The sequence below is a fragment of the Enterococcus asini ATCC 700915 genome, from assembly GCF_000407365.1.
GTDB lineage: Bacteria > Bacillota > Bacilli > Lactobacillales > Enterococcaceae > Enterococcus_C > Enterococcus_C asini.
Map to the genome: position 1 here is coordinate 288,613 of NZ_ASVU01000002.1, position 15,851 is coordinate 304,463.

Below are 15,851 nucleotides of genomic sequence, written 5' to 3' on the forward strand. Positions count from 1 at the left end.
TATGGTACGGCCCTGTTAGGAGATGAGTATGAAGAAGCGTTCGGGGCTAAAAATCTTCTTGAATATCGCTGTTATCTTGGGTATTTTTGGAATTTTGGTATATTTATTGAAAAACAATTTAAAAGACATCTTTTGGCAATTAGCCAAGACACCGTTGTTGACATTGCTAGGAGTTCTTGGTTTAGGGACGGCATACATCGTGGTGGAAGGGGAAAATCTCCGACTAATGGCCGGCTCATTTGTAAAGTCCATCAGTGTGTTTGACGGGGCCATGGCCATGTGCTACGCGGCTTTTTATCGCTTGGTAACCTTTGGAGCGGGGACGATGATCTCTGAGGTGAACTTCTACCATAAAAAGGGCTTGCGGATTTCTCAAGGAGTCGGGGTGACGGCCTTGCACTTGGTGATGTACAAAGCGGCTTTGTTGACCTGGGCTTTTCTGTGTCTAATCGTGCAGTTTTTCTTTTTTTCCAGTCAGGCGCCCCATTTGATTGGCCTGATTTTGTATGGGATTGTGGTGACGTTTGTCATTATTATCGGCCTTTTGGGGCTAACTTTGAGTCTGCGGTTGCAAGTCTGGTTTGTGAAGCTGTCTCATAAGTTTTTGAAATCGACAAAACTGCGCAATGGAGTGGATCGAATCAATCTCCAAGTCTATTCCTTACGAGAAGCGGTGGATAGCATCTTACAAGAGCGACCTCTGATTTTTCGGATTTATCTGGTGAATCTGTTGAAGCTGGTTTTTTGGTTTACGATTCCTTATTTTGTGATGATTCAAAGCCATCCGGAGTTGAATTTCTTCCAGTGCTTTGGCTTAGTGTGCTTTGCGGTGATTTTAGCCGGCTCGATTCCTACACCTGCAGGGATTGGTTCCTTTGAGTTTGTCTATTTGCTCCTCTTTAAGCCTTTAGTCGGAACGGTGGATGCGGTGAGCTCCATGCTCTTGTATCGCTTTGCCAGCTATATTTGGCCGTTCTTGATTGGCCTGGTGTACTTTTTAGTGGATAAGCAAAAGACGATCCACTCGGAAATCAAGGAAATCAAAGAAGCCGATGAAACAAAATAACAAAAAATGGCTAATTAAAAGAACAAAGACGACTGGAAAAATCCGGTCGTCTTTTTTTTCAAAAAAAGGTCAAAATCCAAGTGTTAATGTTTGACCAATTTTGACTAAAGAGATAAAATAAGAATCGGGATAAAAAGGTGAGTGTCAGATTGCTCACTTCTTTACTTTCTCGTTAATTTGCAAATAAAGGAGACGATGCGTCGATGAATATTGAGAAAATGACAACAACCTTACAAGAGGCCATTGCCGAAGCTCAGCAAATCGCAATTACCCGTCACCATCAGGAAATCGACATCCTCCATCTTTGGAAAATCTTTATGCAACCCAATCACTTTGGGCGCAATTTTTACCAAGATGCGGGCTTGGATGTGGAAGCCTTCGAACACCAAATCGATCAAGGATTAGACGAATATCCGGTGATTGAAGGGGGCAATGTGAACTACGGCCAATCCATGAGCCAAAATCTGTACCACCTGTTACAAGAAGCGGACACCTTAAGACAATCCTTTCAAGATGAGTTTTTGTCTACAGAAATCGTGATTCTCGCTTTAATGAAATTAAAAAATTATTCCTTAACCAAATACTTGGTCCAAAACGGCCTAACGGAAAAGGAACTACGGAAAAATATTGAAGACATGCGGGGAGGGGATCGAGTGACCTCACAAAATCAAGAAGAACAATACAAAGCATTGGAAAAATACGGGGTGGATTTAGTCCAACAAGTGAAAAATGGCAAAATGGATCCAATCATCGGTCGTGACGAAGAAATTCGCGACGTGATTCGTATTTTATCCCGGAAAACCAAGAACAATCCCGTACTAATCGGGGAACCTGGTGTTGGGAAGACCGCCATTGTAGAAGGCTTGGCTCAACGAATCGTTAGAAAAGATGTGCCAGAAAACCTGAAGGACAAGACGATCTTCTCCTTGGATATGGGGGCATTGATTGCCGGAGCAAAATTCCGTGGGGAGTTTGAAGAACGGTTGAAAGCCGTCTTACAAGAAGTCAAGAAAGCAGACGGACGAATCATCCTCTTTATCGATGAAATTCACAACATCGTAGGCGCTGGCAAAACGGAAGGCTCCATGGATGCCGGAAACTTATTGAAACCGATGCTAGCTCGTGGGGAGTTGCACACAATCGGGGCAACCACTTTAGATGAGTATCGCCAATACATGGAAAAAGACAAAGCTTTGGAACGCCGTTTCCAAAAAGTTTTGGTGAAAGAGCCTACCGTGGAAGACACGATTTCCATTTTGCGGGGCTTGAAAGAACGCTTTGAAATCCATCACGGGGTCAATATCCATGATAATGCCTTAGTAGCTGCGGCGACCTTATCCGATCGCTACATCACCGATCGTTTCTTGCCAGACAAAGCCATTGACTTAATCGATGAAGCTTCCGCTACCATTCGCGTGGAAATGAACTCTATGCCTACAGAGCTGGACCAAGTTACTCGCCGTTTGATGCAGTTGGAAATCGAAGAAGCGGCTTTGAAGAAAGAAAGCGACGATGCTTCGAAAAAACGTTTGGAAAACTTGCAAGCAGAACTGGCAGAACTACGAGAAGAAGCCAATTCTTTGAAGATGCAGTGGGAAACGGAAAAAGAAGAAGTCAACAGTCTTTCCACTAAACGGGCGGAAATTGACAAAGCTCGCCATGAGTTGGAAGACGCAGAAAACAACTATGATTTGGAACGGGCAGCGGTCTTGCGCCACGGCACGATTCCTCAATTGGAAAAAGAACTAAAAGACTTAGAGAAAAAAGCCAAAAACGATGATTTGAAAATGGTTCAAGAATCCGTTACGGAAAACGAAATCGCCCAAGTGGTAGGCCGTTTGACGGGGATTCCGGTGGCGAAGTTGGTGGAAGGCGAACGGGAAAAACTGATGCAGTTGAATACTACCTTACACAAACGGGTCATCGGCCAAGACGAAGCGGTAGATGCGGTCAGTGATGCGGTAATTCGCGCGCGGGCCGGCTTACAAGATCCAAACCGCCCACTAGGCTCCTTCCTCTTCTTGGGACCTACTGGTGTTGGGAAGACCGAGTTAGCTAAGGCTTTGGCGGAAAACCTCTTTGACTCTGAAGATCACATGGTGCGCATCGATATGAGTGAGTACATGGAAAAACACGCCGTCAGTCGCTTAGTGGGGGCACCTCCAGGCTATGTGGGCTATGAAGAAGGGGGCCAACTCACCGAAGCAGTGCGGCGGAATCCTTATACGATTATCCTTTTGGACGAAATTGAAAAAGCCCATCCGGATGTCTTCAATATCTTGCTACAAGTTTTAGATGACGGACGGTTGACGGACTCCAAAGGTCGCGTGGTAGACTTTAAGAATACCGTCTTGATCATGACCTCTAACATCGGATCACAGCTATTACTAGAAGGCGTAACCGAAGATGGCAAGATTCCTGAAGAAGTGGCCAACCAAGTGATGAATCTCTTGCGGGGACATTTCAAACCGGAATTCTTAAACCGGATTGACGACACGATTCTGTTTACCCCATTGTCACTGGAAAATGTGAAAGGCATCGTGGCCAAGATCATTGCGCAACTGTCGAAACGTTTAGAAGACCAAGAAATCTACTTAACCATCGACGAAGAAGCCCAAACTTGGATTGCGGAACAGGCTTACGAGCCGGCATACGGGGCACGGCCATTGCGCCGCTTTATTACCCGGGAAGTGGAAACCCCACTGGCCAAAGAAATTATTGCTGGCCGAGTGATGCCGAAAACCAAAGTGACGATTACCTTGTTAGACAATCGTCTAGTCTTCCAAAACGAAGCATTACCGGAAGAATAAAAATGAAAAAGAGGCTGTGATAATAGTTAAGTCACCGTCCTACGAACGAACAATACCAAACGTGAGACGCAAGCAAAAGACGGTTATCTTCCATTAAAATCATTGGAAGATAACCGTCTTTTCATTGCTAAAAATCTCAAACGCTGACTAACCTTGATTTCATCAAGCTAAGTCAGCGTAGTTCGCTTTTTCTCTTTACACGTATGGTTATGTTCTCTCTTCGGACTGAGACTTACATATTGTCACAGATTTTCCTCATCAGATTTTTTATCAATAACAGGTAAACGTACGCTGTTTTTCATTTGAAATGACTTAATGTACAGCTTTTTATGCAATTAACCCAATTATCCTTAAAAGTAATCACTAAAGTACGCTTCTGTATCCGGGATGATCTGCTCCAAGACTTTCAAGGTTTTTGGATCGGTAGCCAAGCGCTCGATACGGGATAAGTACGAAGCTCGGCGGTAGTTCATCAAAAGACAGCTCAAAGTTTGGATGTCTAAAACGACGGCGGCACCTTTTGCTTCCCGACTTACTAGAGCACGTTCTTCTTCAACAGACCAAGTCAATGAGAAGCTGTCGTTGTTCCACGGGGCCACAGGATCGGTCACTTGGAAATGAAAGCTCTGACTAAAGGCGGTAAAAGGGAATTTGGCTAGGAATTGTTCCACGTCCACAATGCGGGCCATGTAATAAGGCTCGATGGTTTCTTTGATCTGGCTGTCGTCTAGTAGAAAGGCCAAGGGTTCATTTTTGTAAATATCCCCTTTGACCCAGTAGACCATGGAAAAGTGGGCGGAGACGAAATTCCAAAGGCCATTTCTGGCTTCTTGATTCAGATAGAACATCTCTTTAATATGGAAGACTTCTTCTGCTACCCAGTAAAAGAGGACACCTTGGGGCTTGCCGTCACCATCGTAGTAAATGGCGGCGGTCCGTTCTTCCTCATTTTCGTAGCGCCAGTATTCCTCCCAATGAAAGCTACTGCGGGTTAAAGCCCCGTGATTGACGGCGGCAAATTGATTGTAAACCGTATAGACATCGGGATCCGTGACCGCTTTTCGTTCCACCATCCCAGGCACGCTCACTTGTTTTGGCAACTGGGTATCTCGAATTTTGAAGCTGAGTTTGTCACTCATGATTTCCCAGCCTTTGCGGCGATAGTAGGGGATGTTGTAGGGATACAGGTAGCTGATCCACTGCTCGTCTTCTCGCATATTGGATAAGGCCAATCGAATTAATTCTTGCATCAGGCCATGGCCGGCATATTCCGGATAAGTACCGACACCGGTGACGCCCCCCATTTTGTAATTCGTTCCATGAATGTTGACTTCGCAAGGATAAATGGCGATTTGGCTGATTAATTGATCTTGGTGAAACCAGCCAAAGACCTTAGACAAATCCAAAATCGGTTGTTTAGATTTGATCATTTCCTTTTTGCTGTCATAGCCGCTTTCTTCGATATCCGCATCGGTGATTTGAAAGACATAGGCCAAAAGCTCGTTGAATTGTTGTACGTGCTCAGGACCTAGCGGGCGAATTTCCAGATCTTGTCTGAAATCTGATTCCATAATTTCAACTCCAATAGACTTTTTTTCATTATAGCAGAAGTTTCTCGCAGCTTCATGGTGGGTTGATTTTAGTGGGCGATTTTTCTTTTTTGAGCTTATTTGATAAGATGAATAAAACTGTGGCATTTGGAAATGAGGGAAAAGTATGAGTCAGACGATCTACCTGGCCGAAGATGATCCGACCATTGTGAACGTGGTGAAAAAACAATTGGTTCAGTGGGGCTATCAGGCGACATCCCCGGGAGACTTTCAAAAAATCGCCCAAGAAGTACAGGAAAGTGTGCCGGACTTAGTCATAATGGATATCGCCTTGCCTTATTACAATGGCTTTTATTGGACCCAGGAGATTCGCAAGTTTTCCGAAGTTCCGATTATTTTCTTGTCTTCCGCAGACGATCAGATGAATCAAGTGCTGGCCATGAACATGGGAGCCGATGATTTTATGGCGAAACCCTTTGATTTGACGATTTTATTGGCGAAAATTCAGGCCTTGTTGCGCCGAAGCTATCAGTATGGCGCAGGTGCCGTAAGCTATCCGCTTGGGGAATTTCAATTTTTCCCCGCGGAAAATCAGCTTAAAAGCCAGACAAGTCAATTGCCTTTGTCCCCAAATGAATCCCGGATTTTACTGACTTTATTGCAAAGCCGGGGTCAAATCGTTGCCAAAGAAGCAATCATCGAAACCTTATGGCAAAACGAAGCCTTTATCGACAACAATACTTTGGCGGTGAATATGACCCGCTTGCGAAAAAAACTTGCCTCCGTGGGCTTAGCTGACGTAATTCAAACGGTGAAAAATAAAGGCTATTTGATTGAAAATGAGGTGCAGTCGTGAAGATTGTAGGCAAATACTTGCGTAGTCAGGCATCTTTGTTGGGGATGTATGCCTTACTCTTGGCAATTACCGGAGGGACCTTGTGGCTCCACGATTATTTTGTGGCTTTTTGGGACGTGCTTTTGTTTACGGCGACCTGTCTAGCGGGGTATTTGGTGGCTCGCTATTTTCCTTGGAGAAGGCAGTATCAGTTGCTTGTAGCCAGTCGCAACCAAGCATTGACCGTAGCTCCTGTAGGCCAGACTTTGTTTGAAGAGGCGTACAGTCAGTTATTGAGCCAGGAAATCACTCGCCGGCAAGAACTAATGGAGCACAATCAAGCTCAGCAACAGGCAGTATTAGAAGACTTCGGTCTGTGGTTGCATCAAGTGAAGACTCCCGTGGCGGCTTTAGACTTGATGTTGCAAACCACCGAGGCGAGTAAAGGGGATATGAAAGCAGAACTCTTTAAAATCAATGAGTATTTGCAGATGATGCTCCATTACGTGAAGTCCCAGTTTGACAGTCAAGACTTGCTGATAAAATCCGTGAAGCTAGCTCCTTTGGTCCGAGAGACGGTGAAAAAGTATGCGGTCTTTTTTGCCAGAAAAGACTTGCAGCTGGTTTTAAAGGACTTAGAGGAGGTGGTCATCACCGATGAAAAATGGCTGCGATTTATCTTAGAGCAAGTTTTGTTCAACGCCATTAAATACACCCAATCCGGTCAGATTACCATTCAGGCAAGTCAAAATAAGCTTACTATCCGTGACACTGGGATTGGCATCTTGCCGGAAGACTTACCTCGAGTTTTTGATAAGGGCTATACCGGGGTGAATGGTCGTATCCAACAGCGGGCCAGTGGGCTAGGGCTTTATTTAAGCCAGCAGACGGCCCAAAAAATCGGTGCTGTTTTGACCATTGATTCTGTGGTGGGACAAGGAACTAAGGTCACGCTAACCTTTCCCGAACAATTTCCCAATCAAGAATAACCTAAGAGCCAAACTTTCAAGACTGTAAGTTTGGCTCTTTTTTTGTAAGTAGTTTTCTACAGGCAGGTTGTTTATGATAAAAGAGAAGGGAGTGCTTGTTATGGAAGAATTATTAACAGTAGCAAACGTCAAGAAAGTTTATCAAGGGCGCTTTCATGCCACCCCGGTGGAAGCCTTAAAGAATATCACCTTTACCGTGGCCCAAGGGGAATACGTGGCCATTATGGGAGAGTCCGGCTCGGGGAAGAGTACCTTACTGAATCTACTGGCTACTTTGGATAAGCCCACCGCTGGCAGTATCCACTTAGGTGATGCCGATTTTAAAGCGATTAAGGAACAGGAAGCTGCGGCTTTTCGGCGAGATCACTTAGGCTTTGTCTTTCAAGACTTTAATTTATTGGATACTTTGTCGGTGAAGGACAATATTTTATTGCCTTTAGTCTTGACCCGCTTGCCGGTAGCGCAAATGGAAGAACGCTTGTTGCCCCTAGTGAATAATCTTGGCATCGAGAATTTATTAGAAAAATACCCTTACGAACTTTCCGGAGGGCAAAAACAGCGGGTGGCAGTAGCCCGGGCGATTATTACGGAACCGGAACTACTCTTAGCTGACGAGCCCACGGGTGCTTTGGACTCGAAAACCTCGGAACAACTCTTGGATCTTTTCCAACGGTTAAATGAATCTGGTCAAACCATTCTTATGGTCACCCACAGCTCCATTGCCGCTAGTCACGCCAAGCGAGTCTTGTTTATCAAAGACGGGCTGGTTTTCCACCAACTTTATCGGGGAGACAAGAGCAACCAAGCCTTTTTAGAGACGATTTCGGAAACCATGACCGCTTTGTTGACAAAGGGGGTCTAGGGGATGTTTTACGGAAAACTTGCACTGAGTAATCTGAAGAAAAACAAACGGGCCTATTTGCCATTTCTGCTTTCCATGCTCTTTTTGGTGGCGATTAATACCATGGTCCAATTGGTGGTGACCAACCAAGGGATGAAAGAACTTCCCGGGGCAGGAGAAGCCCTCCAGATGTTTTCTTTGGGCCAATGGGTCATATTATTCTTCTCTTTGCTATTCGCTCTGTACACCAATAGTTTTTTATTGAAGCAACGAAAGAAAGAATTCGGATTGTACAATATTTTAGGCCTCGGCAAACGAGAGTTGTTTCACCTGTTGTTTTGGGAATCCTGTGCTTCTTTTGCCTTGGTAATCCTGTTGGGGATTTTGCTAGGTTTGGTTTTGACCCGCTTGAGCTTTTTACTCTTAATCCGCTTTATGGCGTTACAATCAGGTTTTGCCTTTCAAGTGAATCCTAGCGATCTTGGCTGGATCATTCTTCTTTTTGCGGTCTTATTTTTATTGCTATTTGCGCTAAACTGCTTGCAAATGTGGCGCATGAATCCCATTGAGTTGTTGCAAGGATCAAAAACCGGGGAAAAGATGCCAAAAGCAAATTGGTTCATGGCCGTTTTGGGGATAGTTACTTTAGGGGCGGGGTATTACATTTCTGTGACCATTCAAGATCCTATTGATGCGCTATTGCTATTTTTTGTGGCAGTTATCTTGGTAATCATTGGTACCTATTGCTTGTTTATGGCTGGCAGTATTGCGCTGTTGCAAATGCTAAAAAAACGCAAGGGCTACTATTACCAAACCAAACATTTTATCAATGTCTCGAGTATGATTTACCGTATGAAGCAAAATGCGGCGGGGTTAGCCAGTATTTGTATCCTGTCCACCATGGTATTGGTGACAGTGGCGACCACGGCGAGCCTTTACTTTGGTCAGCGGGATATTTTGGATTATCGCTATCCCACCGACGTCGCAATCGAAATGAAGGAAGAACCGACTGAACTTTTGGAAAAAGTCCACCAAAAAAGTGAGGCAGCGGGGGTTACGTTGCGTAATGAAAAGCAATTGATCACAAGCGATCCCATTTTGTTTCTTCAAAAATCAAATCGCTCGTTTCAAGTGGCGAAACAAGAGATGGGTAGCATGAAGGATGCGGCCATGGTGACCTTCACGGACTTGGACAATTACCAAACCTTATCTGGCGAAAAACCGACTTTAGACAAAGGCGAGGTCTTAGTCTTCACCGTTTCTGGCCCGACCCCTCAAAAGACCATAAATTTATCCGGTCAAGAGTTTACCATTAAGGAAAATCTTACCGAACTTCCCGGCTATGAAGACGAATGGGAAGGCATGGTAAACGTCTATTTGGTCGTGATGCCAGACTGGGCTACGATTCAGAACATGCTGGATGATTGGTTTGCCACGGCTGGTCCGGACTTTGCCAAGAATCGCTTGCCCAACTATCGAGTGAGCTTCGATTTTACGGCACCCAAAGGCCAACGCTTGGCCTTTGCCAATGGGCTAGAAACAGAATTGACGAACACGTACGGTGGTTTTGAAGAAGGTTTTTCCGTGAATTCCCGAGATGCTTTTGAAGAGAATTCCAAGCAAATCACCGGGGGCTTTTTCTTCCTGGGAATTCTCTTTGGAGTGACCTTTACGATTGCCACGGGAATGATTATTTACTACAAACAAATCTCAGAAGGGCTAGATGATCAGGATCGTTTCGCCATTTTGCAAAAGGTGGGGATGAGTCGCCAAGAAGTCAAAAGTGTGATCCATACCCAAGTCTTGATGGTCTTTGCTTTTCCACTTTTGGTGGCCATTGTCCACTTGGCTTTTGCCTTTCCAATCATCCGCAATCTCTTGATTTTGTTTGGCTTGGTCAATTGGCAGCTTTTCCTACTGACGACTGTGGTGGTAGTGGCTTTATTCGGGCTGTTGTACTTCTTCATCTACCGCATCACCGCCAAAAGTTACTACCAAATCGTAGAACGCTAAACAGGCAAAATACTTTTCTCTCTGGGCATGTTATGTTATTTTTGGTAGCATAAGCTGAGTCTACTCAGTGATAAGGGAGGAAACCTGATGAGTGAACTAAACGTAATGGATGTAATGGAATTAATACCAAATCGCTTTCCGATTTACTATATTGACGCCGTGGAATCCCTGGAACCCGGTAAAAAAATACGCGCCAGAAAAAATCTTACGGCCAATGAAGACTTCTTTCAAGGCTACTTTCCAGATGAACCGCAAATGCCCGGTACTTTGATTTTAGAAACTTTGGCCCAAGCCGGCTCCGTTTTGATTTTGAAGTCCCCGGAATTTCTAGGGAAACGAGCGTATATTGGCGGCATTAACCGAGCAAAGTTTTTAGAAAAAGTGTATCCCGGAGATATCCTTTACTGTGAGTTTGAAATCACCAAGATGAAAGGCCCGGTGGGAACGGCGGATGCGGCGGCCTATGTAGGGGAAACCCGAGTCTGTGAAGCGGAGTTTACTTTTATCGTCAATCAAGATGCATAAGAAAAAAGACGGGGGTTCCCGTCTTTTTTTGCGTTATCATGCTAGATGAAAAACCAGCGATTCAACCTAAATCGCCGGCTTAAAAAGGGGAAGGTTCCTTAACCCAAGTTTAAAACTCGGGTAAGGCAATGAGGTGGTGCTTCCTGTTGACTCAACAGTAGCACGACAAAAAGGCGCAAAACAAGGCGGAGGCACTGGGTTTGATAGAGAAAATAGCAATTATTCGGAATCTCCGAAAAAAATGTGTCAGGCTACCTTTTCTATGACAGAAAAGCTAACACAAAGAGGAACGCCACGAAGGTACTTGCCACAAAAAGTCTCTGGTTTTTCTTGTCCCATGGAAATGTCTTTAATTTCCGCGGAATCGTTGGTATAATAAGAAGGCTGAACATTAGGAAATGAGGAATCAATTTGAACTTAGAAGAAATGAAACAACGCCAAGAGCGTATTCGTAACTTTTCCATTATCGCCCATATCGACCATGGAAAATCCACATTAGCGGACCGCATCTTGGAATTGACCCATACCGTGTCTTCCCGGGAAATGCAAGCCCAACTTCTTGATTCCATGGATTTGGAACGGGAGCGAGGCATCACCATTAAACTCAATGCGGTGGAATTGAATTATACGGCCGAAAACGGCGAAGAATACGTCTTTCACTTAATCGACACTCCAGGACACGTGGACTTCACCTATGAAGTCTCCCGCAGTCTAGCGGCCTGTGAAGGGGCAGTTTTGGTGGTGGATGCAGCCCAAGGGATTGAAGCCCAAACTTTGGCCAACGTTTATTTAGCCTTGGACAATGACTTGGAAATTCTCCCTGTGATCAATAAAATCGACTTACCCGCAGCAGATCCAGAACGGGTGCGCAAGGAAATCGAGGATGTCATCGGTATCGATGCTTCCGAAGCGGTCTTAGCCAGTGCCAAAGCCGGTATCGGTATCCAAGAAATCTTGGAACAAATCGTAGAATACGTGCCCGCACCAGCAGGAGATTTGGAAGCGCCGCTGAAAGCGTTGATCTTTGACTCCATTTACGATAGCTATCGTGGGGTGGTCTTGAATATCCGGATCATGGAAGGTGTCGTGCGCCCAGGAGACAAGATTCAGTTAATGAGTAACGGCAAGACTTTTGAAGTAACAGAAGTCGGTGTCTTCTCTCCCAAAGCCATTCAACGGGATTATTTAATGGTAGGAGATGTCGGTTATTTAACCGCGGCGATTAAGACCGTGGCAGACACTCGCGTAGGGGATACCGTAACGTTGGCGGACAATCCGGCGGCAGAAGCCCTCCCTGGCTACCGGAAAATGAATCCAATGGTTTTCTGCGGCTTGTATCCTATCGACAATTCCCGCTACAACGATTTACGAGAAGCCCTAGAAAAACTGGAACTAAACGACGCAGCGTTACAATTTGAACCAGAAACTTCCCAAGCACTAGGCTTTGGTTTCCGCTGTGGGTTCTTAGGCCTCTTGCACATGGATGTGGTCCAAGAACGCTTAGAGCGAGAGTTCAATTTAGAATTGATTACCACCGCACCATCCGTTATTTATCATGTGAATAAAACCGATGGCTCCATGGTCGTAGTGGACAATCCTGCCGACTTCCCAGACCCAGTCACCATTCAAAGTGTGGAAGAGCCGTTTGTCAAAGCCCAAATCATGGTGCCAAACGACTACGTAGGGGCCGTTATGGAACTTTCTCAACGAAAACGCGGGGAGTTTGTGACCATGGACTACCTAGATGATTACCGGGTAAACGTGGTCTATGAAATTCCATTATCAGAAATCGTCTTTGACTTCTTTGATAAGTTGAAATCTTCCACTAAAGGCTACGCATCTTTTGACTATGATATGTCCGGCTATCGGGTCAGCAAGCTAGTGAAGATGGATATCTTGCTAAATAGCGAAAAAGTCGATGCCTTAAGCTTTATTGTGCACCGAGATTTCGCTTACGAACGGGGTAAAGCCATCGTAGAAAAATTACGTCAGCTAATCCCTCGCCAACAATTTGAAGTACCAATCCAAGCGGCTATCGGTCAGAAAATCGTGGCTCGCTCCGATATCAAAGCTTTGCGGAAAAACGTCTTAGCCAAGTGTTATGGCGGGGACATCTCTCGAAAACGCAAACTCCTGGAAAAGCAAAAAGAAGGGAAAAAGCGTATGAAGCAAATTGGCTCAGTGGAAGTACCACAGGAAGCCTTCATGGCTGTTCTGAAAATGGATGAGGACGAACCTAAGAAGAAATAAGGGTTTGTTTGAAAATAAGTGAAATAAAAAGGCTGTTTTCAAGAAGACTTCCGCCCAATCTCCGCCCAGAAAAAAATTTGGGCGGAGATTTTTTATCTACAATTTTGATACTTCATTTTAGTCACTTTATTAAGGAAAAATCCTAGACGAAAATGATAAGCATTTTTATCAAAAAAATAGTCGGTGTTCCTACCCATAAAAGAGCACCAACACCAACTATTAAAAACTACAATAAACACTCCTCACTCACCGGTTTCTAGTAAGCGCTTTTTCACCTTCTACGACTAAAAAGAGTAAGATTCCTGCTAGGAGAGACAAGCCAATTTGGCTAAGGCTGATGGTGGCTGTACCTAAGATGGTATGCATAAAGGGTGCGTAAATCAGGAGAGTTTGCAAAATCAGCAAGACCAATAGGGAGATCCAAAGCACTTTGTTGTGCAGAATTTGTGAGTTGATTGAGAAGTCCTTGATTTCCCGACAGTTAATCATATAGAAAACTTGGCCAAAGACGATGGTCATAATGAGCGTGGTTTGCATAACGGCTTCTGTGGCACCACGATTTGCTAGAAAATCATTGACCACAAAGCCTAGCACCGCAAGTAGTATGGAAACATAAACAATCCGAAATACCGCGTACCCATTCAAAATGTTTTGGTTCGGATCTCGAGGTGGGTCACTCATGCGGTCATTTCCTAGAGGCTCAAAGCCTAAAGCAAAAGAAAGGGTAATGGTCGTGACCATGTTTAGCCATAGAATTTGAACGGATGAAAGAGGCAATGGTCGATCCAATAGAATGGAAACCACCACTAACAATCCTTGGGCAAAGGCTGTGGGCAGGGAAAAGTAAATGGTTTTCTTTAGGTTGTCGTAAACCCGTCGTCCTTCTTTAACAGCGGCGGTAATGGTCGCAAAATTATCATCGGCTAAGACCATATCCGCGGCATCTTTGGTTACTTGGGTTCCTTTGATCCCCATGGCAATACCGATATCCGCTTGTTTCAAGGCGGGAGCATCGTTTACGCCATCCCCGGTCATGCCCACGATGTACCCATTCTTTTGAATTGCGTGGACAAGGCGGAGTTTGTGCTCTGGGGTGGTCCGGGCGTAGACGTCGTTTTGCAAAACAATCTGGGCAAGTTCTTCGTCGGACATCTGCTCAATATCTTTTCCTTCCACCGCTTGATGAGCCCGTTTCAGCCCGATTTCTTGGGCAATCGCCATGGCGGTGTCTTTGTGATCTCCGGTGATCATTTTGACCTGAATGCCAGCTTGTTGACTAGTGGCTACCGCTTGAATGGCCTCTGGTTTAGGCGGGTCGATGATACCGTACAAGCCAACTAAGGTCATATCTCGTTGCAAGTCCTCGTGGCTCAGGACCTCCTGATTGGAAGAGACTTTTTTAAACGCTGCCGCTAGGACTCGTTGGCCTTTTTGGGCTTGTTGTTGAATTTTTTCTTGCCAATAGTCTTTCACAAAGGGCTTAAGGCCGTCTTCATGGAGTTGGTTGCTCACCATTTGCAATAAGACATCCGGGGCACCTTTTAGATAAATAAAGCGCCGGTGGTCTACTTCTACTAGGGTTGCCATGTACTTGTAAGCTGAATCAAAGGGGATTTTGCTGATGTCGTGTTCATCTTCAATCAAAGCGAGGTGGTTGGCCCAGTCTAAAAGTGCGCCTTCTGTGGGGTTGCCGATGATTTCTCGTTGGCCGTTTTTGTAGGTGATTTTGGTGTCATTACAATAAAGAGCGACTTCAATCAGTTTGCGTAAAAGGGGATTTGTTTCTGCTTCCAAGAGTTCTTGTTGGTAGGTTTCGTCATTCTTTTGACTAACCGTTTCCACACCTTCTGCGGTGACTGTTGCCACAACATGCATTTCGTTTTTGGTTAAAGTACCGGTTTTATCGGAACAAATGATTCCCATGCTGCCTAAGGTTTCCACTGCGGGCATTTTCTTGATAATGGTCTTTTTTTGAGCCATTCTGCCGACGCCCACAGAGAGGATGATGGATAAAACGGCGGGTAATCCTTCCGGCACTGCCGCCACGGCTAAGGCAATCATCGAAGACAGCAATTCGTCGCCGGTAAAATCCCGAAATAGCAGGCTAAAAATCGTCAGGACAACGATTAAGCCGATTAGTAAGTAGAAGATTTGTTTATTGAGAATTTTCATCTTCTTAATCAAAGGTGTTTCTGTGTCTTCGATGTTTTTTAGATGCTGACTGATTTTACCGATTTCCGTAGCATCGCCGGTTTCCACTACGAACCCTTTACCGGAGCCACTGGTAACTAAGGTTCCCGAGAAAACCAGATTGGTTTGATCCCCCAGGTCGACCATGGCGGCAATCGGACTGCTGTGTTTTTCCACGGGCGTTGATTCCCCAGTCAAAATGGCTTCTTCCACTACGAGATTATAGGCGGTAAACAGGCGGAGGTCGGCAGGAACAATATCCCCGGGATTCAAATAAACCACATCTCCGGCAACGAGGGTTTCGGCTGGCACGACTTGCTTTTCTCCTTCACTGAGGATTACGGCAGAGGCACTCATCATGTCCCCGAGACTTTTTAAAGAATCGGTGGCTTTTGCTTCTTGAAGATAGCCGATAAGTGAATTGATCACGACGACAAATAGGATAATCGACATATCGATAAAATCGCCAGAAATTCCTTTTAATACTGCAGAAGCAAGTAAGACGTAAATCAGTAAATCGTGAAAATGACTGAAAAACTTTTGAAGTTTGCTGGTTTCTTTTTCTCCGGTGAGGACATTTTTTCCTTGTTCCAGACGCTTTTGCCGGACCGCTGGAGGCAATCCTGATTCAGAGGTAGCCAGTTGCTCAATCAATTGGGACTGATCCAGTTGATACCACTTCATAAAAAATCCTCCTTTCGCATAAATGACAACGCTTTCTCGATAAGCATACTATAGAGTGGAAAAAAAGAATAAAAATTTGATTGCCACGGGGAAATGAA

Annotated in this window: 10 protein-coding genes; 8 read left to right on the forward strand and 2 right to left on the reverse strand. The window is 44.9% G+C overall.

The genetic code is table 11. The features are described 5' to 3' along the window. Positions 1–28: 28 nt before the first annotated feature. Together I579_RS11275 and clpB are read left to right on the forward strand one after the other, a co-directional pair. Positions 29–1,066, forward strand: coding sequence for a lysylphosphatidylglycerol synthase transmembrane domain-containing protein (locus I579_RS11275; protein ID WP_010753531.1), 1,038 nt, complete (start codon positions 29–31; stop codon positions 1,064–1,066). A 203-nt stretch (positions 1,067–1,269) separates the two neighbouring features. Next, entirely contained in the window at positions 1,270–3,876 is a 2,607-nt protein-coding gene (gene clpB / locus I579_RS11280; RefSeq protein WP_010753532.1) for an ATP-dependent chaperone ClpB, read from the forward strand. A 350-nt stretch (positions 3,877–4,226) separates the two neighbouring features. Here clpB and I579_RS11285 read toward each other — a convergent pair whose 3' ends face one another. Then, positions 4,227–5,447 carry a GNAT family N-acetyltransferase gene (locus I579_RS11285; protein ID WP_010753533.1) on the reverse strand — a complete coding sequence of 407 codons (1,221 nt, stop codon included), beginning with the start codon at positions 5,445–5,447 and terminating at the stop codon, positions 4,227–4,229. A gap of 145 nt (positions 5,448–5,592) precedes the next feature. Here I579_RS11285 and I579_RS11290 point away from each other — a divergent pair, with 145 nt between their 5' ends. The 6 genes from I579_RS11290 (at position 5,593) to lepA (ending at position 12,879) form a co-directional block, all read left to right on the forward strand. After that, positions 5,593–6,282: a response regulator transcription factor gene (locus tag I579_RS11290; protein WP_010753534.1), complete on the forward strand. Its 690-nt coding sequence runs from the start codon at positions 5,593–5,595 to the stop codon at positions 6,280–6,282. Further along, complete coding sequence (locus I579_RS11295) at positions 6,279–7,250, forward strand: sensor histidine kinase (protein WP_010753535.1); 972 nt, start codon at positions 6,279–6,281, stop codon at positions 7,248–7,250. Before I579_RS11290 ends, I579_RS11295 begins: the two co-directional genes overlap by 4 nt. Positions 7,251–7,350: 100 nt before the next feature. After that, positions 7,351–8,112: an ABC transporter ATP-binding protein gene (locus I579_RS11300; protein ID WP_010753536.1), complete on the forward strand. Its 762-nt coding sequence runs from the start codon at positions 7,351–7,353 to the stop codon at positions 8,110–8,112. Between the two features lie 3 nt (positions 8,113–8,115). Next, positions 8,116–10,104 (forward strand): ABC transporter permease, encoded by a 1,989-nt coding sequence (locus I579_RS11305; RefSeq protein WP_010753537.1) that lies wholly within the window; start codon positions 8,116–8,118, stop codon positions 10,102–10,104. Positions 10,105–10,191: 87 nt separating this feature from the next. Then, entirely contained in the window at positions 10,192–10,629 is a 438-nt protein-coding gene (fabZ, locus tag I579_RS11310) for a 3-hydroxyacyl-ACP dehydratase FabZ (RefSeq protein ID WP_010753538.1), read from the forward strand. Positions 10,630–11,055: 426 nt separating this feature from the next. Then, a complete protein-coding gene (gene lepA / locus I579_RS11315) occupies positions 11,056–12,879 on the forward strand; it encodes a translation elongation factor 4 (RefSeq protein ID WP_371168167.1) in 1,824 nt (607 codons plus the stop codon). A gap of 246 nt (positions 12,880–13,125) precedes the next feature. Here the strand turns inward: lepA and I579_RS11320 are convergent, their stop codons facing one another. Next, positions 13,126–15,753 carry an HAD-IC family P-type ATPase gene (locus tag I579_RS11320; RefSeq protein WP_010753540.1) on the reverse strand — a complete coding sequence of 876 codons (2,628 nt, stop codon included), beginning with the start codon at positions 15,751–15,753 and terminating at the stop codon, positions 13,126–13,128. Positions 15,754–15,851: the final 98 nt, after the last annotated feature.